Below are 23,637 nucleotides of genomic sequence, written 5' to 3' on the forward strand. Positions count from 1 at the left end.
TCTATTTTCTAAATGAAAAGGATATCCCAAGTTCTCTTGCCTTATCCCTTGCAAGCGCAGTGATAATGGTTCCTTTTTCAATTATAATTTCTTGTACTTTCAATTCTTTCACATCATCTTGAGAGAGTAATTTTTTGGAATATACCAAAGAGGAATCTGCCTTACTTTTCGTTATAATTCCCGGAGCTTCCAGTTGTACTTTCACCGAATTCACTTCAGACTTCATCAAATGTCCAGTTGTACCTTTTGATATAAGACCTGCATTAGCCTCATCCGTATCAATATGCATTTCTAAACGGTATCTTTCGGAAACACGGATTTTTACTTGGCGATATGAGACTGGTCTAATTCCATTTGTTTCTACTGTTACGTAGTCTCCATTTTGTACACCAAAACGGGCTGCATCCTTAGGTGCCATATGAATATGTGCCTGCGCAATAATGAGACCTTCCTCTAGAAAAAGGCTTCCTCTAGGTCCAATTATCGTAAAAGCTCCTGATCCTCCAATATCTCCTGATTCACGGAGTGGAGGATCCACTCCCAACTTCATTGCATCTGTCCAACTTACCTCTGCTTGCGTCATTGAACGTGCAGGGCCAAGAACTCGAACTCGTTCGATACTTCCTGTTGGCCCGGCAATGACAACTGTTTCATTGGAAGCGAATTGACCAGGTTGGGAAAGCTCCGCTCTTATAGTTAGCTCATACCCTTTACCAAATAGGACTTCCACATGATGTGATGACAAATGTACGTGACGGGCAGAAACAGCGATTGGGATTAAATCGTTTGGAGGTACTGCTTCAACTTTTCCAAGTTGGTCTAAAACTTCCCCAACAATTTTTTCAATCAATTGCTGATTCATATTGAGACCGCCTTTCCTGTAAACCTCTTATTAGTTTTCTAATTTAGGCAAAATCATTTCTAATTCGTTATGAGGTCTTGGAATAACATGAACAGATAATAATTCTCCTACTCTTTGCGCTGCCGCCGCGCCTGCATCTGTTGCTGCTTTTACAGCACCTACATCTCCTCTAACTAGTACAGTTACGATACCCCCACCTACATGGACTTTTCCGACTAAATTTACACTAGCAGCCTTTACCATTGCATCTGCCGCTTCAATTGCTCCTACCAATCCTTTTGTTTCTACCATTCCTAAAGCTGTACCTTCTCTTGACATATTTGTTTCCTCCTAATAGGTTATTTAGATAATTTGTTTACTATTTCACTGACTAGATCCTTCACTACTTGGGGATTAACTTTGTCACTAGAGCCCAATGACTGCAATACACTTTCTACCACTTGATCTGTTACATCACCTGAACTATTGTTTGTCTTACTTGGCATAATTTTAGATGTGGTGAGATTTACTTCTTTTATACCGTAAGCCATCCTTTTAATATTCAAAAGATGCTTAGCAGTGACATTGTCGGAAGTTATGTTTCCGCCAAATGTACCGCACCCCAAGGTCATGGATGGCATTAAACCTGTAGTTCCACCTACTGCTCCTACTGAAGACATCGTATTGACTAGAATTCGAGAAACCGGCATCTCTAGTGCAAACTCACGAGCTACTGCATCTGTCTCTGTATGAATGGAAAGACTATGCCCCATCCCTCCAAGTTCTAAAAGAGACAAACAAATCTCTTTTGCATGATCAATATCTGAAGCTATATACATCGCAAATATTGGTGATAATTTTTCAAGTGAAAATGGTACCTCTTTGCCTACCTTCGTTTCTAATCCAACAATAATACGTGTATCAGTTGGCAATGAAATACCTGCAAGCTTGGCGATTGTTTGAGGGCTTTTTCCAACAATCTTCGGGTTCACCTTCCCCGGAACTGGTGAAATTACTTTTTCCATCACTTGCTTTTCCTCATCTGACAATATATAAGCACCGTTTTTCTTAAGCGCTCTTGTCACTAACTCTGCAACATTTCGATCCACTACAATGGACTGTTCAGTCGCGCAAATAGTGCCATAGTCAAAGGACTTACTATTGACGATATTCTCTACAGCTGTTTCAATTTTTGCAGTGCGTTCGATATACACTGGAACGTTCCCTGGTCCAACTCCGTAAGCTGGTTTTCCAGAGCTGTATGCCGCTTTTACTAATGCCCCTCCTCCTGTAGCCAAAATAAGGTTAATATCAGGATGTTTCATCAATTGCTGCGTTGCTTCCATGGAAGCCATCGTCAAGCATTGAATTAGACCTCTAGGAGCACCTGCTGTTACGGCTGCTTCCTCGCACACCCGCAATGCTTCTTGAGTACACCTAACTGCATAAGGATGTGGACTGACAACAATTGCATTTCTTGTTTTCAAAGCAATCAACGTTTTAAAAAATGCAGTGGATGTCGGATTCGTAGTTGGGATAATTCCAGCTACAATTCCAAATGGTACTGCAATCTCCATTACTTTATTTGCTTTATCTTCCCCCACAATACCGACTGTTTTTAAATCTTTAATACTTTCATATACATCACGAGAACCGACTTCATTTTTTATCTTTTTATGCTCTGCAACTCCCATACCAGTCTCTTCCACAGCCAATTTCCCGAGTCTTTCCGACTCAGCAAAAGCAGCATTTGCCACGGCCTTTACAACTTGATCGACCTGATCCTGAGAAAACTTCATATATACCTGTTGGGCTGCTTTTGCACTTTTGACGGCAGTTCTCATTTCCTGTAACGCCACTAAATCCGTATCTATGAGGCTAACCATAGCTATCACTCCCTTCCTAATAATCTAATGGGCGTTTAGCCATATTGAAAATGGCCTCTCGAAATGCATCGGCAGCTGCTTGGCAAGAAGATTGGCTGCCCTCTACCAACCCGCCACCAAAGTTGGTTTCGGAAGGTGGTGCAAAAAACTCCCGCACTTGAACATCTGCAGCTTTCAAAGCAGCGTCTAAACCGACAATGGCCTCTATAGGAGGTGCTATTAAATAAGCTAGGGACCTGCCTTCCTCCACACCAGCAACCTGTGCCAAGTAGCTCCCGCAACTCGAAATTACTTTTGCATATAGAGCATGATTTTCATCCTCATTGATTGCTTCAAAAAACGCATCGTTTTCAATAGTAATTCGTATGGAGTCTAGCCCGCTTTTCACTTCTTCCGGAGAAGGGCCAGCTATGATTCCGATAAATTCTCCTGAAAGAGGACCAGATGCATGTGCCGATCCAGCATAAAAACTTTTAGCATAAACTACTTCTACATCTGACTTTTTCGTTGCTTCATCAGCCGCTGTATATCCAACGTCATCAATGGTCGTTGTAAACAATCCTAGACTTCGTTGATAAGGCTTTAAGTTGAGTTTTTCAGCCAGACCTGTATCTACATTTGGTATTACTTGCATCGATTTAATTTCAGCAAATATTTTTTTCACCTTTAATAGATACCTCCTATTCTTCTTTTCTCACTAATGAAACTCCACTCGCTTCATACTTCAATATTTTTTGTATAAGTGTTCCTAAATATGCCCCTGCCTCCACTGATGGAATCCCACCTTTGTGGATATTAGAAATGACCATCCGATCTGCTTCAATCGTGCCAATTCTAGGTTTGTAACATATATAAGCACTTAGTGATTCAGCGGATACAAGACCTGGTCTTTCCCCTATCAATATAATGACAATGTCAGGTTGGAGTAGTTCTCCAATTTCATCCATCAAGGCTACTCGACCTTTGTCTACATAAAAAGTTGTACCCATTTCAATATTCAAATTTTTCAAAGACTGCTCCAGACTTAGATAGACATCTTCTAAATTTTCTTCAAGCGCCTTCGCACTTAAACCATTCGATGCAACAATTTGGACTTTTGGAGAGTGTTTGCATTTATCCAAAATAACTCTTTTAGAGTCATCTGAAAGTCTTCTACCTAAGTCTGGACGACGGATATATTCTTCTTTATCTAGTACTCTTGTGTTTACTTGAAAGAAATTTAAACGTTCTAGTATTTCCTTCGGCACCTCTCCATAAACGGCATCTACAGCTGCTGCATGGTCGAAACGAAATTGTAGCCAAGTATTTGTTTTAGGTCTGGTCCCAGCTCTACCGACTGCAATTCTAGCGGGTGTTTTCTTGCGTAATTCTGTAAAATACTTTTCTTTATCCTCTTCTTTTGAAGCTTGTTCATTTTTCATTTGTAGATTTACATTCTCTAGATTTCGAGTTGTCTCGTGAGAGGGATAAAATTTCACTTCTCCAACAGGTTCGGTCGAAATACTTGCTTCTGTTAAACTCCCTCTTGGGTCATCTGGATATAGATTTATATTTTGCTGCTCTTGTACATCGTTCATTTGGAGTTTTTCAACAACCATTTTTGTAATTTCTTTAATCAATTGTTCATTCACATAAGTCATCTCCTAACGTGTGAATAGACGAGGGTCTCCTGCTCGATTACTCAAACGACCATTCTCATAAATCCCCATTTTCTCGAGCCATTTTAAAAACTCTGGAGCGGGAGTTTTGCTAAAGGTTTGTAGCAGGGTAGCAACATCGTGATAGCTCATCGATTGATAATTCAACATACAATCATCTCCCATTGGAGTCGCAATGATGAAATTCACTCCCGCTGCTGTTAATAGAACACCTAAATCCTCAATATCATTCTGATCTGCTTTAATATGATTTGTATAACATATATCTACGCCCATAGGTATGCCATGCATTTTCCCCATAAAATGATCCTCTAGACCTGCTCGTATTACCTGCTTACTGTTATACAAATACTCTGGTCCTATAAACCCCACAACCGTATTCACGATAAAGGGATCAAAATGACGTGCAAATCCATAGTTACGAGATTCTAATGTCATCTGGTCAATACCAAAATGTGCTTCTGCCGAAAGCTCTGACCCTTGCCCAGTTTCAAAATACATCACCTGTGGACCAGTTCCAGTACCTTGTTTGAGAGCTAAATCACGTGCTTCTTTAATAAGTTCTGCAGATATTCCGAAAGAACGATTCGCAACTTCTGTTCCCGCTATACTTTGGAAAATCATATCTGCCGGTGCACCTTGTTCAATTGCTTTCATCTGTGTTGTAACATGTGCTAGAACACAGTTCTGTGATGGGATTTTCCAGTCGGTAATAAAATCGTGCGTAGCGTGCAATAATCGCTTCACACTTTCAACCGAATCGTCTACTGGGTTTATTCCAATTACTGCATCTCCAATTCCATACGATAGACCGTCCTTCAGTGAAGCAATCATTCCATCCACACTATCCGTTGGGTGGTTTGGCTGTAAACGAGATGAAATAGTTCCTTTTTGACCAATTGTAATATTACAAGTAGATAAAATTTCAATCTTATTAGCTGCATGTACTAAGTCGAGATTGGACATTAGTTTAGCTACTGCCGCAATCATTTCAGAGTTTAGTCCTTTACTAATTCTTTTTAGTTCTCGGTCTCCTACTTCATTGCTTAAAATATATTCTCTTAACTCAGCGACGCTCCAATTTTTTAAATCGCCGTAAATCTTTTCATTTAAATCTTCTTCAATTATTCGTGATACTTCATCTTGTTCTATAGGTATTAAAGGATTGTTTCGTATGTCACTTAGTAAAATCTCACTAAGGACCGATTTTGCCGCAATCCGTTCCTGTACTGTTTCCGCAGCTACACCAGCTAGGCGGTCACCTGATTTTTCTTCGTTTGCTTTTGCCAATACTTCCTTCAGGTCTTGAAAGATATAGCTAATACCACCTAACACTGTCTTAAAATTCACGTTTAAAAACCCTCCTTTACGACGAATGGAATGTTAAAGTTTTCACTACAACTGGTACTACGCCTGAGTCGAGTGCTTTTCCGATATCCATATAGTCGCCATGATCGACACTTACCTGATCAATGCATATAACACTTTGGCGAACACGCATAGCTAGCAGCGTTTGACCGATTACCTTAGCATGATCCGTCTGTAAAACGAGTACAATTGGGAGCAATGGTTCAGGACGTTTTTCCATCACTTGTATAATTGCTTTTGAAAGCTTTTGAATATCTCTAAATCCCATATAGGGCAACTCCGAGATATACAGTGCAAAGTTTTGTCCCTCTCGCGTTGCATCATACATATCTATAGCTTTTCTAATCTCTTCATCAAAATCTGCTAAACCCTGTTGCAAATTTGAATGAAAGTTAAAACTATAAACAGGTACATTTTTTAAAGGCAAATCACTTGGAGACACTTGTATCGTTGCTCCACTAATTTCCGTCGTTTGAGTTCCAGCTCCTAGCACCGTAGCACGCACTGTTTCGATAGGCTCAAACCAAGTAAAGCTTCGTAGACTCTCATTTCTTTGTAATTCCCTTGCAAGTTCTTGACCGATATCGTCATATTTAGCTATCTGCTTAGCATTGACTTCATGATTGTAAACACATTCAGCTATTCCCCCTGAAAGCACGATGGTATCGACTGCTTCTTTCCAGTTAGGGGAGTGTCCAAGTAAAAGTAACTGATCTATTTCATTTACTTCATTTTTTAATATTCGACTAAGCGATTCTGCCATAAACTGTACGACTAATTGAATTTCGGATGATGTCTTTGAATCACCTATATGCAAAGATATTCCTTGCGATTCTAGTAACCTCTGCACAGGAGGAGAAATAGATTTTATTTTTTCATCTTCAAATTCTATTAATCTTCCACCAATATGCATCGTGCAAGTACCAAGAAGTTCCCTATCTTTGTAGACGGCAATATTCGCAGTTCCACCACCTATATCAATATTCGCAATTACTTTTTTGGAACGAGAAGAATATTCATATGCACCAGAACCTTTTGCTGCGATAATACCCTCTAAATCTGGACCTGCCGTTGCTACTAAAAAATCTCCTACTTCATCTGAAAGATAATGCAACATTTCTCTTGCGTTTTGTTTCGTTGCAGTTTCACCAGTGATAATAACTGCGCCTGTTTCTATTTGATTTGATTTAATACCGGCCTTGGCATATTCTGTGCGAATAATTTTCTCTATTTCTGAAACGTGAATGGTTGATGTGTTCTTTAGAGGTGTTCTAAAGATAGGACTCTTATATATAATTTCCTTATCAATAATCTCAATTCTCGGTACATGAGTTGTTCCGGCTGTATTCATTAAGGAAAAACGGCTAATAATCAGCTTTGTAGTACTTGTACCTATATCAATTCCAGCACTAATAATCGTTTCTTTTTTTTGATTGAAATTGATCAAAACCGCACCTCGTTTCTAACAAAAGCTCATGGTAAGACGGTAGAATGCAAATAATAATCCATAAAAAAACGCCTCTACTAAACACATAGGATTATCCATGTGGAAGTAAAGGCGTCGTTGCCGATTTATAAACTTTTGTTTTGATACCTGTAAATATATCAAAAATTCCGTCAACTGTAAAGTTGATTTGTAAATAAGAGATACTCATTTTGTTCATTTTCGACATAGCTCTTCATGGATGCCATATCATTCATGTTCACTAATGCCTTTAAATGTTCTATACCTGTTCCATTAACCGAAGAAGTAATAACAATTGGACCGTATGAAATAACGGAACGAATCATTTCAATTGAGCGCTCTAAATTTGCATCGGTATGGTCACTTTTAGTAATTACACCAATCGGTAGTTTAGAAAATCCCATGCTAAACCCTGGTGGAAAAATCATCTTCGCGTTTGTTGCATCCTGCAAATAAAATACATGCGTCACTTCTAAGGCAGTAGCCATAATATTTTTATAAAAGAATGGATTTTCCGTATATTCTCCTGGTGTATCAACAATCCAATCATAATAGACCAATGTTTGTGTTTTAATGGCAGGGACAATTTTTCCTAGCAAAGAATTGGTCAGTGTTGATTTACCCGCACCAATTGAACCAATGAGCATTGCTCTATTTTTCATGGCCTTTACACATCCTTAAGACTTTGTTATTTCTGCCGGGGTATATCCTAGTCTTTCAGAAAGAAATCTATTTATCTCTATCATAGACATATCTACTTCAGATACACTTCCTACAATTACAAGGCTGCCAGTAAATCTATCTAAAAATCCAATTTGAACATTCGCGGCTTTCGTTGCTAAATCCCCGGCTATGATAACCGTCTCACTCGGAGTACAAGTCATTATTCCTAATGCTCCAGCCTCTTGTATACCCAATTTCACAAACATATCAGGATCTGGGTTAGCGATTAGGTGACTTAATGTAATTTGCTTGCCAGGTACAAATTCTTGTATGAATCTTTTTTTCTCTTCACTCATTCAAATGCTCCTTTCATGCGTAAATAGAAATACTTACGCTTGTACTGGAACTGACTCTTTCCCAATATCCTCTTCTAAATATTCACCTTTTTTAATAATACCAGCCGCTCGGTCCTGTTCCTCTAATTTCAACGCCGTAGGTACAGATAGCCAGTAAGCAAACGCAATAGCACATATACCAGCAAGTAGCTTACCTAAAATAACTGGTAGAATAATAGTTGGTTGGAAGTTAGCTGTAAAGGATAAGTGATCTCCTAATAAGAACGCAGCACATACTCCAAAAGAGATATTCAATACTTTATCTTTTGGTCTCATATAGCGAACTAATGAGAACATCGCTAAAATATTTGCAATAGTAGCTAATATACCAGCGCTTCCTACAGAAGTAAGACCGATTTTACGTCCACCTGCCTCTAATGGTCCTGATGCATATTTACGTAACAAGTACACCATTGGAAAAGCACCCGCTAACATAATACCAATATATCCAGCGGTTTCAAGTGCTCGGAATTGGTCAGCCTCATCAGCCATAATTGGATCAAAGCCCCAACCTCCAAAGATTGTCGAAAATATCCCTGTGAAAATTTCTACAATGGAGAAAACTAATACTAATTTAATACCAGCATCCATTACTCGCCCAAATATCATAAAGCCCTTTATCATTCCGTTTGGGAAGAATTTTAGTCCGGCTGCGATTAGTATTACGAAAATGAGTAAGGGTGTTAAGTTTATCAGTATTTGTCCGTAGCTTATGACGAACTCGTATGTTGAATCGCTTGTTGTACTAATAACATCTCGAATCTTTGTATCAAACAGCACTACTAGTACCGATGCAATAAATGCTCCAATCGGAATAGTAAGTACTCCTGACATAATACCAAGAGCCATATATTTATGATCTCGCTTGTCTAGCATTGCTAGTCCCATCGGGATAGAGAATACGATTGTTGCCCCTGCCATATACCCTACTATTAATGCCATAATCCAACCCTCGTAGGAATCTTTCAGTGCATTTGCTAACTGATATCCTCCCATATCAGATGCGAGTATAGCAGTGGCAGCGATTGCTGGGTCTGCTCCTATAGAATTGAAAATTGGTCCAACAAATTTGTCGATAAACCATGTTAAATACGGTATTGACGCCATAATACCCGCTGCCGGAACAAAAATATGACCGACTGCATGCAGACCAGACATAAACTCTTTCCCTAATCCATTGTCTGGATCTTTTATTGCGGCAAAAGCTCCAAGTACTGCACAAATCATAATTATGTACACTACTACCGTTCCTATCATTGCCATTTCTTTTTCCCCCTTTAAGAAATAATATATAATGCCCCATTTAAATCACTTATCCTTACTACTTGAATAGATAACACCCCCTTAAAGAAATACAAAAAGGCGCTTAAAGAATAAGTTCTTTAAGCGCCTTTGCTTGTATATTCACTTGTATTTTAAAATAATTTCTTTGGCAATTGACTCCATTGTCATCTGCCGAGACATACTAGATTCTCTTATTCTCTTAAAAGCATCAGATTCTGTCATTTCTTCAGCATGCATTAACAAACCTTTTGCACGTTCGATGAACTTTCTTTTCTCAACTTCTTGTTTAGCATTGTATATCTCTTTTTTTAATCTTTTTGCTTTTTCTGATTGGTGTAAAGCTATCTCTACTGCCGGTAGTAAATTCGCTTCAGAAATAGGTTTTACTAAATAACCGACTATATTATCCTGTTGAGCTTTTTCAACAAATTCCTTTTGGCTATAGGCAGTGATGATTAGAATAGGTAAATCTAGTTGATTTGCGATTATTTTACTAGCTTGTAGACCATTTATCTTTGGCATCTTAATATCCATAAGGATTAAATCTGGTTTATGTAAAAACGCTAGCTCAATAGCTTTATCACCATCTCCTGCTTCTCCTACTACTTCGTATCCTTGGTCTTGAAGCATAAGCTTTATGTCCATTCGTATGATAGATTCGTCTTCAGCTATTAGTATTCTCTTTTTCATGATATATAATAACCTCCGAACTAATTGGGAATGTCACTACTGCAAGCGTTCCTTGTTCTACAGGCATATATCTAAACTCCCCATTTAAATCATTTAATACAAGATTATGAACAATCTCTAATCCTAAAGAAGATTTAGGCTCACCTATTCCAACCCCGTTGTCGAAAATATGAAGCTCTAAAAAATCTTTATTTGAATAGAAACTCACAATTATTTCTCCTTCTAAATCTTCTGGAAATGCATGCTTTAAAGAGTTTTGTACAAGTTCGTTAATGATTAACGCAATTGAGACCGCTTTCCTTGATGTTGTTAATATCTTATTGCCATTTGACTCAATAATCAAGTTAACTTTTTTTAAATATTCATTTAACACTAAAGTAGAAGATACCTTTTTAGTTAACTCCATTATATTAACGTCTTCATCATCTGCACTAGAGTTAGATAAAATCAGTTCATAAACGGAGGAAATACTATATATTCTATTTAATGTATCCTCAAAATATACCTTACTTTCTTCCGGAAATCCTTTTCTCATTTGTAGACGTAACAAGCTAGCTACCGTCTGTAGATTATTCTTTACTCGATGGTGTATTTCTTGAATAACTACGGATTTCATCATTAATTCTTTTTCTTTAGTACGAAGCTCTGTTACATCTTGAATTATAAGAAGGGTCCCTTTGAGTTGATCTTTCTCTTTTACTCTAATTTTTTTTACGATTAAGTTTTTTCTATCTACAGTTAATTCAAATACGTAAACATCTTCTTTATAATCATAAATGGATTGAAGAAAAGGTAATAAATCGAAAATATATTGATTTTGAAATTTATCCATTTGCGTCATTTCAGATATAAAATTCACACCAGCAGGATTAGAATACGTTAAACGATCATCTTTATCTGTAAGAAGAAAAATTTCCATTAAAAGGTCTGAAATCATCGGCATTTCTCTAAGGTTTCTACCAAGGACTTCACTTAGTTCATCTTGTCCGAAGGATACGTTTTTGTAATTGCTACTAATCGGAATATGTTTATAAATTTCTTCTTCAGAAATTAATGCTGCGATTACTTGATGTTTATTGTTTTTTATCGGGATAACACTTTGCTCTACTGACTTTCCTTCCTGTGTAACGGCTTGACTAGTTAGCGACTTTTTACCGGTACGATAACTATAAAAAACCCCCGGCTCAAATGATTCAAAAACAATCTTCCCTACTACGGAGTTTTCATATACAGATTCTGATGTTCTCGGAAAAGCCTCAGCAACAACTATTGCTTGCTCTGAGTTTTTCATCATACAATCTATGAACATATATGCATTATTTAAGTCAGCATATAATTGTAAAGTAGAAGCAACGTTTTCTAAAATCTTTATTTCTTCTGAAGTTAACTCTGTATAAATTTCACATAGTTGATGTAAGGTAGACTCACTCAATTAGTTACCTCCATCTCCATTTGTTAGAATTATTTGAATTCATTATACGAAGAAATATACAATAGGTCAATCGTTGATAAAGAAAGCGCTTTTCTACTTTCTTAAAAAAGGCTCTGTTATTTTGTTTTTGGAGAACTTTATTGCTCTTTTAAGGATTGCGAGGGGCTAGAGCATACAAAACCCTAGGATAATTTACTATGATTTCTTCGATTGATAAATATGTGGGTTTATGAGACGAAAGATTATATAATAACTTATTCTACAAAAAAACCTGTAAATGCTCTGCTTGTATGCAGAACGTCTACAGGTTTTTTATTGTTTCTCTAACACTCTTCCAAATAGCTTGCCGATAAAATACCAGAGAATATATATACCTAGCACGATACATACAAAGAACAGGGCACTTTCGATTTTTTCCGGTAGATTTATAGGCTCTAAGAATATCTGAATCGTCACTAACAGATAAATGATGCCTGCAATACCTGCTAGTAATACGATGCCAATAATGGACAACTGCGAATAGGTTAGTTGTTTAATATGGTGACGATGCTTAATAATTTCCAAAAGAACGACGAGCATAATTGCTGTGAAAGTGATGGTAACTTCTTGAAAATAAATTGAATTGATTAAATATATGACGAGTAACATAATCATCAGATACTTATATAGTGCATCAATTTGTTTTAGCACTTAACCACTTCCTACTCCTTTAGTATTTCATTTCTAAGCGTTGTTTCCGATGAGCGCGTCTAGCTGGTCCAGTTTCAAATAGACGTTTTTCTTGCTCCGTTTCTGGATGAATTCCAGGTACAGGTACCGATTTTCCATTTTCATCTACCGAAACCATCGTGACATATGATTCCGTCGTTAGTTTTTCTTCCCCAGTAAGTAAGTTCGTCGATGTTACTCGAACATAAACCTCCATGGAAGAACGTCCAGTAGAAGAAACAACTGCTTCTAACTCTATTACATCTCCTACCTTTGCAGATGAAAGGAAGTCTACAGAATCTATAGAAGCTGTCACTACAGCACCTTGTGCATGTTTCATGGAAGATATAGCTGCAATTTCATCGATAAATGCAAGCACTCTTCCACCAAAAATTGTTTCGTGATGATTTGTATCTGGTGGCAAAATTAAATGCGTTTGAATAGTTCTCGATTGACTCATTGGATTAGTGTTCATTTATTCTAACTCCTCTTATATAAATAATCTATATTTAGTATAGCATGTTCATTAATTTGAGCCAGAATTTGATGCAGCTGCAGCGCTTGTTGCTGCAATAGTCGAAATCATAATCGCTTGTTGCGCCTGTAATATAAGTTCTAGCGAAGTTGCCATGGAAATTGCTGCAGTTGCATAAGCTTCCTTAGAAGATCTTAAGGACAGTCCAAATGCGATAGGAAGAGCCGAGTCTTTGTACCATGAAAATAATTTCATACTAGCGATGGATTCATAGTTAGCTACAATCTCGTTTAATTGTTCCTCCTCTAATTTTAAAGCTGCCATAAATCCTATTATCGGATATTGTGCTTGAGATGTTTTTATTTTGACACTTTTTAATCCATCGCGGATAATTACTGCTCTGCTCACCATATTTTCCTCATATGCTGGATTGGAATACGTAAGTACCTGAGACATCCATTGTAGTTCATTTCCTGAATAGAATTTATGTTGCTTTAATTCTTTGTAATAGCGATTCATCGTCTCCGCTCGAACAGCCGTATCGCCTCCCATCTTGCCTAAAAACATTGCATATGGATAATCATCAGTCGAGGTTAAAAAGCGATGATGTGCCTTCATATCATCCATTAACTTGTGTGCCATTTTCATTTCATATGGCCATTGATCTTTTTGATCCGACATCATTAGGGCTGTTAAATACGTATAGCTATTCATTTTAAAACCAAACTGTTTTAAAGCATCTGCTTTTTCCATTAACAAATTTACCGCCTGTTCTGGTTCTTCTTCGGAAGCATCTAAAGTCGCAACAAATAAAGGATGTAAATGAGAGCGTAAAGGAGAAAAGACTCCTGCTTTTTTTTTCAAATGACTAGCTACTTCTCGATATCTAGTTTCATCAAATTCCTTCTCTAAAGTTACATAATACCCTGCAAGTGACAAAGTTATTCGTTTATCCACGGTCCACCCTAATGTTTTTTTCAGTGCATTAAATATTTGTTCTAACTTTTGTTCAACGGTCATGTAAATCACTCCTTTCCTAATTTACGCTATTATTCTAATTTAGTTTCAACTTTTGTTATAATTAACATAACAAGAAAAGTAGGTGTCTATTATGCGGATTAATAAATTTTTAAGTGAAGCAGGGATCATTTCTAGGCGCGGTGCGGACAAGTGGATCACTGATGGAAGAGTAATAATTAACGGAAAAACTGCAGAACTTGGCAGTAAGGTAGAAGCTGGTGACGATGTTCGCGTAGATGGTGAGCAAATTGTAGTAGAACAACCACTCGTTTATCTAGTATTAAATAAACCTGTAGGTATTACTAGTACTACAGAAACTCATATAAAAGGCAATATAGTCGATTTCGTTAACCATCCACTTCGTATTTTCCATATCGGTCGATTAGATAAAGATTCTGATGGTTTAATACTTCTGACAAATGACGGAGATATTGTAAATGAAATTCTTCGTGCAGAAAACAGTCATGAAAAAGAATATGTTGTGACAGTGAATGAGAAAATCACCGAAACATTTATCGAAAAAATGGCTGCTGGAGTAAATATACTTGATACCAAAACATTACCTTGTAAAGTAAAAAAGATTGGACCTAAAACGTTCAATATTATCTTAACCCAAGGCTTAAATCGTCAAATTCGTAGAATGTGTTCTGCATTAGGATTTACTGTGAAAAGACTACAACGAATACGTATTATGAATATATCTATCGAAGGTCTTCCTATTGGAGAATGGAGAGAACTTACACCAACTGAAAAAGCAGAACTATTTAATACGCTTAACTATTCACCAAAACGGTAATAGTACATCAGGAGGTGTAAACATGTTAGCTCTTAAAAATACCAAGAACTTAACAGGAACACTTTTAAGTGAGGATTATTGGGATTTAGAATATCCAAACATATTTAATGTTCGATTTAAAATTGTATAATAAAAAGCAGTCCCATTTTTTAGCATGGAACTGCTTTTTTCATATATTATGAGTTTCCAGCTACTCGTTTTTCGAGTGGTTGAAATAACTTCTTTTTATCGACATTTGGACGAATGACTTCTAGCTGCTCTAGTGCAAGTTTTGCGCCATAGTCCATTCCCTGGCAACCAGCTAATAACAGTAGATCTCCATCTGCAACATCGTATAGGCTACGGTTAATTGCTTCTGGTAACTCTTCGTAAAGTTGAACTTCGATACCTGCCTCTTCCATAACTTCCTGGAATACTGCAAGCTCACTCTCCGAAACGACATCTTTTTGAGTAACATGAGAACGACTTAACGTAGCAATTACTTCATGTATACCAAGCTTTGGTGCCCATTTAGCAATTGTCTCTGCATTTTCTCTGTTCACCGTAACACCACGATCTCCACGAATAGCATAAACAAGCTTGATACGTTTAAAGTCCATCTTTTCTAAAGTACCTAGTGTAATGTCTATATTCCCACTGTTTGCAAAGTGGTCATCAATAATTTTAAAATCATCCTCAAAAATAATTTCAAAACGACGCTCTACCCCTACAAACTCTGCCAAACTCTTTTGGATAGTAGCTACGGGCACTTCGCATAATAGACCAATCACAATACTTACCATTGAATTATATACCGAGTGGAAACCTGGAGTAGAAAGTTCAACTGTAAAACTTTGCTCGGGGATAACGAGATCCTGCGTAACTAGATCTTGTTGAATTTCCACTGTGAATTTTGCTCGACCAGTTGATAGGTCTAAATTCGTACAAATAACATCCGCAGATTGCTCTTCGACACCAATGGTGATAACCTTTGCTTTTGTTTTATTCACAAGTGAGGCTGAATATGAATCATCCAGGTTTAAAATGGCAACCTTATCAGCACCAGCATTACGAATAAGACTAGATTTATGATAAAAATAGTTTTCAAATGAGGAATGTAAATCGATGTGTTCACGACTAATATTATTTAGTGTGACAATATCAAAGTCTACACATCCTACACGATTTAATTCTAAAGCGGAGGATGATACTTCCATCGTTGCATGACTTACATTTTCATCCACCATTTGAGCATAAAATCGTTGTAAATCTAGAGATTCTGGAGTTGTTAGTTCAGAAGGCTCTGCATAATCTCCTATTTTCACTACAACCGTTCCCATAAGCCCCGTTTTAAAACCATGGTTTTCTAATATGGCATTTGTCATAAACGATGTTGATGTCTTTCCGTTAGTTGCTGTGATCCCAATCGTTTTCAACTTACGAGTGGGGTAATTATAGAAAGCATCAGCAAGTGTAGCAAGCGCGACGCGTCCACTCTCTACTTTATATTGTGGTACCTCAATTTCATCGATAAAGTCTTCTACCACTAAAGCAACCGCACCATTGTCCACTGCTTGTCCTGCAAATTGGTGTCCATCTGCTTTAAATCCTTTTATACACACAAACACTTGCCCATTTTCCACTTTGCGTGAATTATAAGCAAGGCCCGTTATTTTTATAGGCCCAGCATTTTTAGTTTCTAATACAGGTATATGCTTCATTAAATTTGTAATCTCCATCAAACAGCCACCTTTTGTTGTAAATCTTCTCCATAAGTTTACCTCAATTACGATAAGAATAAAACTTATATAACGTGTTTTATTGTTAGGTAGAAGAATTCTTCTTAAAAACAAAAACCAAGAAGCTCTTGTCTTCTCGGTTTTTATTTATCCCGCATTAACGGGCATTAAACTCTCACTTCAAGGCTTGGCTCATGCAACAAAGCATACGTGGGACATAACTGACCGTAAAAGCCCGAATGGTTCAACTAACATTCAGTGGGAATGAAGAACCCCCCTACTGATTGAAGTTTAACTTTATATAATGTCATTATAATGTTCTTTACAAAATGCAAGAACGATTGCTTCCTCTTCCTCTTCTAAGCCAAAATCTAATACTTTGCCGTTGCTTCGGTTAATGAAATGGTATTGTGCAATACGTGCTTCTGTTTCTTCTATCACTAGAATCACACGTAAATCTAATGAATTATTTTCATCAAAAAGTTCATCATCTTCAGGTACTTCAATGCCAAGTAGAAATTCATAGCGATCGCCTGTTATGATTCCCGTTGGATCGTTTAACTTATCAACCTCGTAGGATGTTATTTTCAAAAAGTCCACCTCCGTACCTATAGTTTATCATTTTTAATAGATAATAATACATTTTCATCATTATTGATATAATATGCTTAACAACCTATAAATGAAGGAGTGAACAAATGCGTCTAAATCCTGAAAAGCTAATTTATATTTTGGTTCCTTTATATCTTTTACTATTAGTGTTCGGAAAAAATATAAATGAAGTAGTTTATTCCATACTTTCCTTTGTCTTGGGAATCACTATGCTTTATTTGGCTTATAAACTCCTGAAAAAACAACGAAAAGAACGAAATAAGGATTAATCCTGCTCAAGTTTAGCAGGATTTTTCCAATTCTAGCAACATTGCATATGCCCCTTTAGATTTGTTGGAGCATATAGCTACGGTAACGTTTTTATGTGGATAATAGGCCGAGTGAAAACTCACTCCAGGATCATATCCCATTACATGATACTTATAGATTTCGTTTTCTTGTTTCTCGATCCAAATGCCATACCCGTAATAACTATTATCTTCCTCGTGAACATGTGGAGTCAGCAGTATTGTTTTATCGTTCAATAAATTATCTTGAATAAGAGCTTCCCAAAATAACACCATATCCTCTGCAGTTACAAATGCTCCACCATCTGAACCACCCTGAATGGGAAGTGAATACATATTCGTTTTCCATGTACCATCTTCATAATCTATGTAACCAATTGCCGTTCTAGCAGGTAAAGCATCTAATGCAAAATAACCTGAATTTCTCATCCCTGCTTTGTCCAAAATATTCTGCTGAACATAGTCATTAAATACCATTCCACTCACTTTTTCTACTATCAAACCTAAAACAATATATCCCGCATTATTATAAGAAAACTTCTCTCCTGGTATAAACTTCTGCTGCTCATTTTGAAATAAGGGTAAGAAATCATGCAGTCTACGGATATGGTACATCGGATTTTTTATCCATAACTCTTCAAAGTCATCCATTACCTCCTCATCAAAATAATCCGGGATACCCGAAGTATGCGTGAGTAAATGATGGATTGTAACGTCTTCGTGAAAATGTGGAAAAGAAATATCTAATGCGTCTCTTAAAAGGGTATCAAATCTCAATTTCCCTGCTTCTGCAAGTTGAGCAATCGCAACTGCAGTAAATAATTTACACCCCGAAGCAATACCAAAGCGGGTTTGCTTTTCGTTCCGTATCGCATCTGCACGATTAGCGTATCCAAAACTATTCTGAACATGTACCATTTCATCTTGTTTCACAAAGATAGATCCTGCAAATTGAATTTCTTTTTGGATCTTTTCTAATTGATTCGTTAAATTATTCATAATCAAACACCCCTATTTTGTATATTGATCGATCCAATTCGTCGTTGTATTTTCCATTATTGGCTGCTGAACTTTCTCTTTAAATACCGCCGGATCTATTAAACTATCAAATTCATCTCCAAACCACCCTTCCACATTCTCTCTTGTTATCACATAGGATTGGTCTGTAAAATGCATATCAATAACTTCTAAATTTTTTATCAAAATAAATGCCGCTGTCGCATTATATATAGCAGCTTTTTCATCACCACTCGTATTGTAATTTACAACGAATGTGAGTGTATCTGGTTCCAACTCTACTAAATCTCTATGATTAGAAAGAGGAAGATTATTAAATAGATTTGTGATGTTAGAATTATCGCCCATATACTCATTTTCGTAAGCTAGTACTTTTTTAAAGTTGTGAGTCTCTACAGATTGTTGTTCCACATCTTCTTGTCCTACTTGTTTCTGATTATTACTTAGCACATAAACTACCCCGAGTAATAATACTAAAGCTATTCCAACAACTAAACCGATTGTTTTTTGCAATTGTTTACCCCCCTAACGCTGTTCTCACCCTGTTCTCCTGCAACGCTTAAGTGGAATAATTTGGCCTTTACCCTTACAATAATAATACTAGAATGATTGAAGGAGATTGACAAAATGAGTCATCTAAACAAAGAATTATATGATTTTATCATGATAAATAAATCAGCAATAACAGATGCTTGGTTAGCTGAACAATCAAAAGTCGATCCATACTATGGTTTATCACAACACAATACATATTTAAGAGAAGAAAACGAAGTTCTAATAGAAGCCATCTCTTCTGTATATATCCAGGATCAATTTGAATATGTAGAATATATCAACACTCGTTCCGCCGAAGTGGCAGAGAAAAGAGCAAAAGAAAAATATCCTTTGTATGAAAGTATTCGTAGTTTCCGCAATGTCCGAATAGCCTATTGGAATATTGTTCAAAAATTCATCCAACAATCTACTACACTTACCACCGTAGAAGATGTTGCTGAATGGTCAAACCTGATGAATACTGCATTCGATTATATTATAGAAAATTTCGCGAAATACCATCACAAATATACAGTAAATCTTCTCGCCACCCAACAAGCTCTTATTACAGAGTTAAGTAGCCCAGTAATTCCTATAAAAGAAGGTGTTGGAGTTTTACCTTTAGTAGGAAATATTGATACAGAACGCGCTACAGTTATTTTAGAATCTACGTTGGAGCAAAGTTCTGCTAAAAAACTGAGTACTATATTTATTGATCTATCCGCAGTACCAGTCCTAGACACTATGGTTGCTCAACAACTATATCAACTTTATGCTGCCTTAGAGCTTATTGGCGTAAATGCCATTTTCTCAGGAATTCGACCTGAACTTGCTCAAACCGCTGTTTCGCTAGGTATTAATTTTTCGGAGATTCAAACATATTCCACATTAATGTACGCTCTGAAAGCTAATTCTTAAGTTACCCACAGTGCCATCCACAGCTTTATCATATTCAAAAATGTATCTAAGAGTTATCCACATGTGAATAACTCTCTAAAAAAAGTGACTATTATTCCCCTGTGGATATAATTTGTCGCTTTTCTTTTATTGAATAGTTACTTTTCCTTCTCTGTTCACTAGAATTACTTTTCCATCTTCTATCACTATTTCTAATGGAGAAGTCTCACTCATTCTTTTAGAAAAATACCATCTTCGGTTTGGGGGAACTAATAAAATAAACGAATCTTTTTTTCCTAGAAAGTTTAATTCATCAGGTTCAATTTGGAAATGACCTGAAATAGGAATACCAATTTCTTGTAGCTTCTCTCCTGCTTCTTCTACAAATGGAGTGGTAATACTTACCTCACTTAGGTTTATAAATGATTCGATGCTGAAGTCACTCCATTTATCTACATTACGTCTTGCAATTAGTTCAATGACGTTCCCCACTGGATCTTCAAAGTAAAATGCATCTGCTTCAAATCGAGTATAATAGATTTCATCAACTGCTGCTTCTCTATTTAGTATTACTCTTTCTTTTGCCCAATGCTTCGCAAGTGTAAATTGATTACCCGGTATGTTAATAGCAAAGTGATAGGAAGTCTGTAATTCGGAAAGCCGAAAAATAAGAGTCGAAGTTCCAATAGATATTTGAAAATGTTCGTCTGTTGATGCTTCTATGGGAATTTCTAAAACATTTCCATAGAACCCTCTCAGTTGTTTTAATTGATTTGTATATAGAGTTACCGTCTTAAACATATTCTCCCCTCCATTACTTAACGTCTATCAGTTCAAAGCGCTCACAAACAAGAAGCATGTCTTCTGAAAACTCCCTACCTACTCCTTTTAACTCGTTTGTGAAAAATTCGATATGTACCTTCCTCCAGTGATCGTAGGAGCGATCTCCTTCTCCTTCCGCATAAGCAAAATCCGAATGTACTTCATTCATCGGCATTATTTTAACGTCAGACGTGCGTATGATACAAACAGGTTCATCCTTACTATTAAGTACAATACTATAATCATCCACCTTTGGAAGTGGTTCTTTCTCTAATTCATAAAGTAGATGTAATGAGCATGTAGCAGATTTTACTCCATCCCTCACTAGCTGAGCCAGTTCATCTGGGATCCCACCAAACTGCCACGAAGTCACCGATAATGGCGTTTCTTTTCCTTTCCAATAATTATCGCAATACGTTTGCGCTAATTTGTTCATTTATAAAACCTCATTTAACTTTTATTTTTTCGTTAAATTCAGTATATTAAACTATTTCCATAATTACTATTGCAATTTGGTGGATTTATACTTACAACGTATGCTATAACAATAGCACTGCAACTAATTATCATAATCCGTGTATCGATTTTATGCATTTTACTTTAAAAGAATGCTTGAAACTATCAAGTCCAAAAGGAGCTCATTCAAATGACGAACAAACTCTATTATGAAGACCCATGCATCCAATCCTTTAAAGCAAAAGTAATAGAACAACAAGTTGATTATGTTGTACTTTCCGAGACTGCCTTTTACCCTACTGGAGGTGGTCAGCCGCATGATCTCGGTCTATTAAACGGTATTGAAGTGACAAATGTAGAAGTGATCAACGGAGAAATAAGACATTTCCTGACCAATCCTTTACCTGAAAATACGACGGAGGTAAATGGACAGATTAACTGGGAGCGACGTTTCGATCATATGCAACAGCATGCCGGACAGCATATTCTATCGGCAGCCTTTGAACAATTATTTGGATTCCAAACGATTAGCTTTCATTTAGGAAAAGATACAGTCACGATTGACTTAAATGTTACTGAGGTGTCCGAACGGCAATTAACGGAAGCGGAACAACTTGCAAATCAAATCATTCTGGAAGATCGTCTTATTGAAACAAAGTGGGTAACGGAAGAGGAATTATCCAATTATAATCTACGAAAAGCGACATCTTTAAAAGAAAATATTAGACTCGTCATAATCCCCGACTTTGATTACAATGCGTGTGGTGGAACCCATCCAACATCAACGGGACAAGTGAGGGCCATTAAAATCCTGCATACAGAGAGGCAGAAGAAGATTGTTCGAGTGGAGTTTATTTGTGGGGAAAGGATTCTTACACATTTACATAGAAAGCACGATGTACTAGTAAACTTAGTCAGCACATTAAGTACTCCTGAAGATAAAATAATGAATGCAACCAAAAATCTCTTAGAGCAAAATTCAAGACTTGAAAAACAAGTAGCAGATTTATCAAATTCTCTTTTAGCATACGAAGCAAAAGAGTTAAGAGAAAGTGCTAAGGGAACTACGATCACTTGCATACTTGAAAAAAGATCCATGCAAGAACTCCAAAAGCTAGCCAAATTAGTAGTAAATGAAACACCAAAATCAATATGTATTTTCGTCTCCAATAACCAGGAGAAGTTACAGATCGTCGCTTCAAAAGGGAGCGATGTAGAGCAAAGTATGAAGGAGCTAATTGCACATGTCCTACCGTATATTAATGGAAAAGGTGGTGGCAATGAGCGAATGGCTCAAGGTGGTGGAGATAAGATCATAACAAGTGAGCAATTAATGGAAAAGGCAATATCCTATATCTGATAGGCACCGTTCCACAAATATCCTCCTGACATATACTAAGTTGATTACTTTATGAAAGGAGGATTTAGCAATGAACAATCAATTTCCTTTTCCACAAGATTCAGGTGGCCCTCAAGGATTTCCTTCAATTGAAGGACAACAATTTGGAAGTCCACAATTTCCAGGGAGTATGATGCCTCCATTCGGACAACAACAGTTTCCTGGGAATATGTTCCCTCCATTCGGTCAACAACAGGGACCATCATTTCCTCCTAGTTTTCCGCCGGGTGGACAACAAGGTGGGCAACAAGGAGCTCCAACTAGTCCACCGCCAGCCTTCGTTCCACAAAGACAAAGCGCCGGAGTATTTGCTGTAGATCCTGGCTCTATTCGTGGATGCTTGTTCCGCAATACGTATGTATGGCTGAATAATGGCAATTCATTTTGGCTTTACCCAATTCATGTTGGAAGAAGATCCGTTGCAGGATTTAGATGGAACGGTTTCATGTGGACTTATTATGGAACCGATTTAGAGAGAATTGCCTCTTTTCAATGTTTTTAATATGGTGAATCTACCGAGCATATTGCTCGGTTTTTTTAATTTAGGATTTTCAAAGAGCATAGGTAATTCTCGCATGCCGCCTGACTTACGCTTTACAAATATTTTGTAACAAAGTAAAATATACTTAACTAGCTAAGCAAATTTTTTTACATTCAAAGGAGCGCTTACTCAATGAATCCACTCATTCATGAGCTTTTTCAAAAATCCCGTTTTTTATCACAGGAAGCTAATCATACTTTAAAAAATTTTAATTTATTTACTTCTCAGTGGTCAGTTCTCTACTGTATACAACGACATAAAGAAATGACATTGACACAGATTTGGAAATACTTAAATGTGGAGGCCCCCACTATAACAAGAACTGTAAATAGACTAGCCGTACTTGGCTGGATTGAAATATGCTCCGGTAAAGATAAACGAGAGAAAATTGTAAAACTGTCTGAACAGGCATTACAACAGTTTCCAGCTATCAAAGCAGCTATGATGGAATTTGAGGATCAAATGGTCGCTGGTTTATCCAAAGAAGAAGAAGTTCAGTTGTTTGAACTCCTAAAAAAAATTAGATAAGGTGATACTTTAATTAGTGGGGTTTTACGGGCAGTCTTCTCCACTTATGCTTGGTTGCTTGGGTCAGACCATGTAGCGGGAGTATTACGACGTACAGGACGTACTAGTGCCGATGTTGCCATAGGACGTGGTAACATCGGCCAGC

At 37.0% G+C, this 23,637-nt stretch carries 26 protein-coding genes; 5 read left to right on the top strand and 21 right to left on the bottom strand.

Going from position 1 to position 23,637, the window contains the following annotated elements; translation table 11 throughout:
* Nucleotide 1: 1 nt before the first annotated feature.
* The 15 genes from pduL to KD050_RS10275 form a co-directional block, all read right to left on the bottom strand.
* Nucleotides 2–862 carry a phosphate propanoyltransferase gene (gene pduL / locus KD050_RS10205; RefSeq protein WP_211896022.1) on the bottom strand — a complete coding sequence of 287 codons (861 nt, stop codon included), beginning with the start codon at nt 860–862 and terminating at the stop codon, nt 2–4.
* A gap of 30 nt (nt 863–892) precedes the next feature.
* Nucleotides 893–1,180: a BMC domain-containing protein gene (locus tag KD050_RS10210; protein WP_211896023.1), complete on the bottom strand. Its 288-nt coding sequence runs from the start codon at nt 1,178–1,180 to the stop codon at nt 893–895.
* A 20-nt stretch (nt 1,181–1,200) separates the two neighbouring features.
* Nucleotides 1,201–2,727, bottom strand: coding sequence for an aldehyde dehydrogenase family protein (locus KD050_RS10215; RefSeq protein ID WP_211896024.1), 1,527 nt, complete (start codon nt 2,725–2,727; stop codon nt 1,201–1,203).
* Between the two features lie 16 nt (nt 2,728–2,743).
* Nucleotides 2,744–3,391: an ethanolamine utilization microcompartment protein EutL gene (eutL, locus tag KD050_RS10220; protein ID WP_370627211.1), complete on the bottom strand. Its 648-nt coding sequence runs from the start codon at nt 3,389–3,391 to the stop codon at nt 2,744–2,746.
* A 16-nt stretch (nt 3,392–3,407) separates the two neighbouring features.
* On the bottom strand, nt 3,408–4,358 hold the full coding sequence (gene eutC, locus KD050_RS10225) for an ethanolamine ammonia-lyase subunit EutC (RefSeq protein ID WP_235753961.1): 951 nt from the start codon (nt 4,356–4,358) through the stop codon (nt 3,408–3,410).
* Nucleotides 4,359–4,370: 12 nt separating this feature from the next.
* A complete protein-coding gene (locus KD050_RS10230) occupies nt 4,371–5,735 on the bottom strand; it encodes an ethanolamine ammonia-lyase subunit EutB (RefSeq protein WP_211896026.1) in 1,365 nt (454 codons plus the stop codon).
* A gap of 16 nt (nt 5,736–5,751) precedes the next feature.
* Nucleotides 5,752–7,200 (bottom strand): ethanolamine ammonia-lyase reactivating factor EutA, encoded by a 1,449-nt coding sequence (locus tag KD050_RS10235; protein WP_211896027.1) that lies wholly within the window; start codon nt 7,198–7,200, stop codon nt 5,752–5,754.
* Between the two features lie 170 nt (nt 7,201–7,370).
* A complete protein-coding gene (locus KD050_RS10240; protein WP_211896028.1) occupies nt 7,371–7,880 on the bottom strand; it encodes a EutP/PduV family microcompartment system protein in 510 nt (169 codons plus the stop codon).
* A 15-nt stretch (nt 7,881–7,895) separates the two neighbouring features.
* Nucleotides 7,896–8,237 carry an ethanolamine utilization microcompartment protein EutS gene (eutS, locus tag KD050_RS10245; protein WP_211896029.1) on the bottom strand — a complete coding sequence of 114 codons (342 nt, stop codon included), beginning with the start codon at nt 8,235–8,237 and terminating at the stop codon, nt 7,896–7,898.
* Between the two features lie 33 nt (nt 8,238–8,270).
* A complete protein-coding gene (eutH, locus tag KD050_RS10250) occupies nt 8,271–9,539 on the bottom strand; it encodes an ethanolamine utilization protein EutH (RefSeq protein WP_211896030.1) in 1,269 nt (422 codons plus the stop codon).
* 141 nt (nt 9,540–9,680) lie between these two features.
* Nucleotides 9,681–10,250 carry an ANTAR domain-containing response regulator gene (locus KD050_RS10255; RefSeq protein ID WP_211896031.1) on the bottom strand — a complete coding sequence of 190 codons (570 nt, stop codon included), beginning with the start codon at nt 10,248–10,250 and terminating at the stop codon, nt 9,681–9,683.
* On the bottom strand, nt 10,225–11,682 hold the full coding sequence (locus tag KD050_RS10260) for a sensor histidine kinase (RefSeq protein ID WP_211896032.1): 1,458 nt from the start codon (nt 11,680–11,682) through the stop codon (nt 10,225–10,227). The genes KD050_RS10255 and KD050_RS10260 overlap by 26 nt, the downstream gene beginning before the upstream one ends.
* Before the next feature lie 312 nt (nt 11,683–11,994).
* The gene (locus KD050_RS10265; protein WP_211896033.1) at nt 11,995–12,372 is read right to left on the bottom strand and encodes a hypothetical protein; all 378 of its coding nucleotides are present in this window, start codon (nt 12,370–12,372) and stop codon (nt 11,995–11,997) included.
* A gap of 19 nt (nt 12,373–12,391) precedes the next feature.
* The gene (locus tag KD050_RS10270) at nt 12,392–12,865 is read right to left on the bottom strand and encodes an acyl-CoA thioesterase (protein ID WP_211896034.1); all 474 of its coding nucleotides are present in this window, start codon (nt 12,863–12,865) and stop codon (nt 12,392–12,394) included.
* Between the two features lie 51 nt (nt 12,866–12,916).
* Nucleotides 12,917–13,885 carry a DUF4003 family protein gene (locus tag KD050_RS10275; RefSeq protein WP_211896035.1) on the bottom strand — a complete coding sequence of 323 codons (969 nt, stop codon included), beginning with the start codon at nt 13,883–13,885 and terminating at the stop codon, nt 12,917–12,919.
* Between the two features lie 91 nt (nt 13,886–13,976).
* Here KD050_RS10275 and rluF point away from each other — a divergent pair, with 91 nt between their 5' ends.
* Nucleotides 13,977–14,681: a 23S rRNA pseudouridine(2604) synthase RluF gene (gene rluF, locus KD050_RS10280; protein ID WP_211896036.1), complete on the top strand. Its 705-nt coding sequence runs from the start codon at nt 13,977–13,979 to the stop codon at nt 14,679–14,681.
* A 176-nt stretch (nt 14,682–14,857) separates the two neighbouring features.
* Here rluF and KD050_RS10285 read toward each other — a convergent pair whose 3' ends face one another.
* The 4 genes from KD050_RS10285 to KD050_RS10300 all read right to left on the bottom strand — a co-directional run bounded on the left by KD050_RS10285 (nt 14,858) and on the right by KD050_RS10300 (nt 18,828).
* Nucleotides 14,858–16,399 carry a Mur ligase family protein gene (locus KD050_RS10285; protein ID WP_235753962.1) on the bottom strand — a complete coding sequence of 514 codons (1,542 nt, stop codon included), beginning with the start codon at nt 16,397–16,399 and terminating at the stop codon, nt 14,858–14,860.
* A gap of 297 nt (nt 16,400–16,696) precedes the next feature.
* Nucleotides 16,697–16,999 carry a DUF6509 family protein gene (locus tag KD050_RS10290; protein WP_370627213.1) on the bottom strand — a complete coding sequence of 101 codons (303 nt, stop codon included), beginning with the start codon at nt 16,997–16,999 and terminating at the stop codon, nt 16,697–16,699.
* A gap of 293 nt (nt 17,000–17,292) precedes the next feature.
* Nucleotides 17,293–18,297, bottom strand: coding sequence for a serine hydrolase domain-containing protein (locus KD050_RS10295; protein ID WP_211896039.1), 1,005 nt, complete (start codon nt 18,295–18,297; stop codon nt 17,293–17,295).
* A gap of 12 nt (nt 18,298–18,309) precedes the next feature.
* A complete protein-coding gene (locus tag KD050_RS10300; protein ID WP_211896040.1) occupies nt 18,310–18,828 on the bottom strand; it encodes a DUF4825 domain-containing protein in 519 nt (172 codons plus the stop codon).
* 114 nt (nt 18,829–18,942) lie between these two features.
* Here KD050_RS10300 and KD050_RS10305 point away from each other — a divergent pair, with 114 nt between their 5' ends.
* Nucleotides 18,943–19,767: an STAS domain-containing protein gene (locus KD050_RS10305; RefSeq protein WP_211896041.1), complete on the top strand. Its 825-nt coding sequence runs from the start codon at nt 18,943–18,945 to the stop codon at nt 19,765–19,767.
* A gap of 126 nt (nt 19,768–19,893) precedes the next feature.
* Here the strand turns inward: KD050_RS10305 and KD050_RS10310 are convergent, their stop codons facing one another.
* Both KD050_RS10310 and KD050_RS10315 read right to left on the bottom strand, forming a co-directional pair.
* Entirely contained in the window at nt 19,894–20,547 is a 654-nt protein-coding gene (locus KD050_RS10310) for a glyoxalase (RefSeq protein ID WP_211896042.1), read from the bottom strand.
* 13 nt (nt 20,548–20,560) lie between these two features.
* Entirely contained in the window at nt 20,561–21,004 is a 444-nt protein-coding gene (locus tag KD050_RS10315) for an ASCH domain-containing protein (protein WP_211896043.1), read from the bottom strand.
* A gap of 210 nt (nt 21,005–21,214) precedes the next feature.
* On the opposite strand from KD050_RS10315, the gene KD050_RS10320 reads away from it, so the two are divergent.
* From KD050_RS10320 to KD050_RS10330, 3 genes are all read left to right on the top strand, one after another.
* Nucleotides 21,215–22,384: an alanyl-tRNA editing protein gene (locus KD050_RS10320; RefSeq protein WP_211896044.1), complete on the top strand. Its 1,170-nt coding sequence runs from the start codon at nt 21,215–21,217 to the stop codon at nt 22,382–22,384.
* A 70-nt stretch (nt 22,385–22,454) separates the two neighbouring features.
* The gene (locus KD050_RS10325; protein ID WP_211896045.1) at nt 22,455–22,925 is read left to right on the top strand and encodes a hypothetical protein; all 471 of its coding nucleotides are present in this window, start codon (nt 22,455–22,457) and stop codon (nt 22,923–22,925) included.
* A 171-nt stretch (nt 22,926–23,096) separates the two neighbouring features.
* Entirely contained in the window at nt 23,097–23,492 is a 396-nt protein-coding gene (locus KD050_RS10330) for a MarR family winged helix-turn-helix transcriptional regulator (protein ID WP_211896046.1), read from the top strand.
* The last annotated feature ends 145 nt before the right edge of the window (nt 23,493–23,637 follow it).

The sequence above is a fragment of the Psychrobacillus sp. INOP01 genome (assembly GCF_018140925.1).
Classification (GTDB): domain Bacteria; phylum Bacillota; class Bacilli; order Bacillales_A; family Planococcaceae; genus Psychrobacillus.

Bases quoted from the DNA above. Each gene is read 5' to 3' on its own strand.
- pduL (WP_211896022.1), bottom strand. From the start codon at position 862: ATGAATCAGCAATTGATTGAAAAAATTGTTGGGGAAGTTTTAGACCAA.
- KD050_RS10210 (WP_211896023.1), bottom strand. From the start codon at position 1,180: ATGTCAAGAGAAGGTACAGCTTTAGGAATGGTAGAAACAAAAGGATTG.
- KD050_RS10215 (WP_211896024.1), bottom strand. From the start codon at position 2,727: ATGGTTAGCCTCATAGATACGGATTTAGTGGCGTTACAGGAAATGAGA.
- KD050_RS10240 (WP_211896028.1), bottom strand. From the start codon at position 7,880: ATGAAAAATAGAGCAATGCTCATTGGTTCAATTGGTGCGGGTAAATCA.
- eutS (WP_211896029.1), bottom strand. From the start codon at position 8,237: ATGAGTGAAGAGAAAAAAAGATTCATACAAGAATTTGTACCTGGCAAG.
- eutH (WP_211896030.1), bottom strand. From the start codon at position 9,539: ATGGCAATGATAGGAACGGTAGTAGTGTACATAATTATGATTTGTGCA.
- KD050_RS10255 (WP_211896031.1), bottom strand. From the start codon at position 10,250: ATGAAAAAGAGAATACTAATAGCTGAAGACGAATCTATCATACGAATG.
- KD050_RS10270 (WP_211896034.1), bottom strand. From the start codon at position 12,865: ATGAACACTAATCCAATGAGTCAATCGAGAACTATTCAAACGCATTTA.
- KD050_RS10275 (WP_211896035.1), bottom strand. From the start codon at position 13,885: ATGACCGTTGAACAAAAGTTAGAACAAATATTTAATGCACTGAAAAAA.
- rluF (WP_211896036.1), top strand. From the start codon at position 13,977: ATGCGGATTAATAAATTTTTAAGTGAAGCAGGGATCATTTCTAGGCGC.
- KD050_RS10285 (WP_235753962.1), bottom strand. From the start codon at position 16,399: ATGGAGATTACAAATTTAATGAAGCATATACCTGTATTAGAAACTAAA.
- KD050_RS10295 (WP_211896039.1), bottom strand. From the start codon at position 18,297: ATGAATAATTTAACGAATCAATTAGAAAAGATCCAAAAAGAAATTCAA.
- KD050_RS10305 (WP_211896041.1), top strand. From the start codon at position 18,943: ATGAGTCATCTAAACAAAGAATTATATGATTTTATCATGATAAATAAA.
- KD050_RS10310 (WP_211896042.1), bottom strand. From the start codon at position 20,547: ATGTTTAAGACGGTAACTCTATATACAAATCAATTAAAACAACTGAGA.
- KD050_RS10315 (WP_211896043.1), bottom strand. From the start codon at position 21,004: ATGAACAAATTAGCGCAAACGTATTGCGATAATTATTGGAAAGGAAAA.
- KD050_RS10320 (WP_211896044.1), top strand. From the start codon at position 21,215: ATGACGAACAAACTCTATTATGAAGACCCATGCATCCAATCCTTTAAA.
- KD050_RS10325 (WP_211896045.1), top strand. From the start codon at position 22,455: ATGAACAATCAATTTCCTTTTCCACAAGATTCAGGTGGCCCTCAAGGA.
- KD050_RS10330 (WP_211896046.1), top strand. From the start codon at position 23,097: ATGAATCCACTCATTCATGAGCTTTTTCAAAAATCCCGTTTTTTATCA.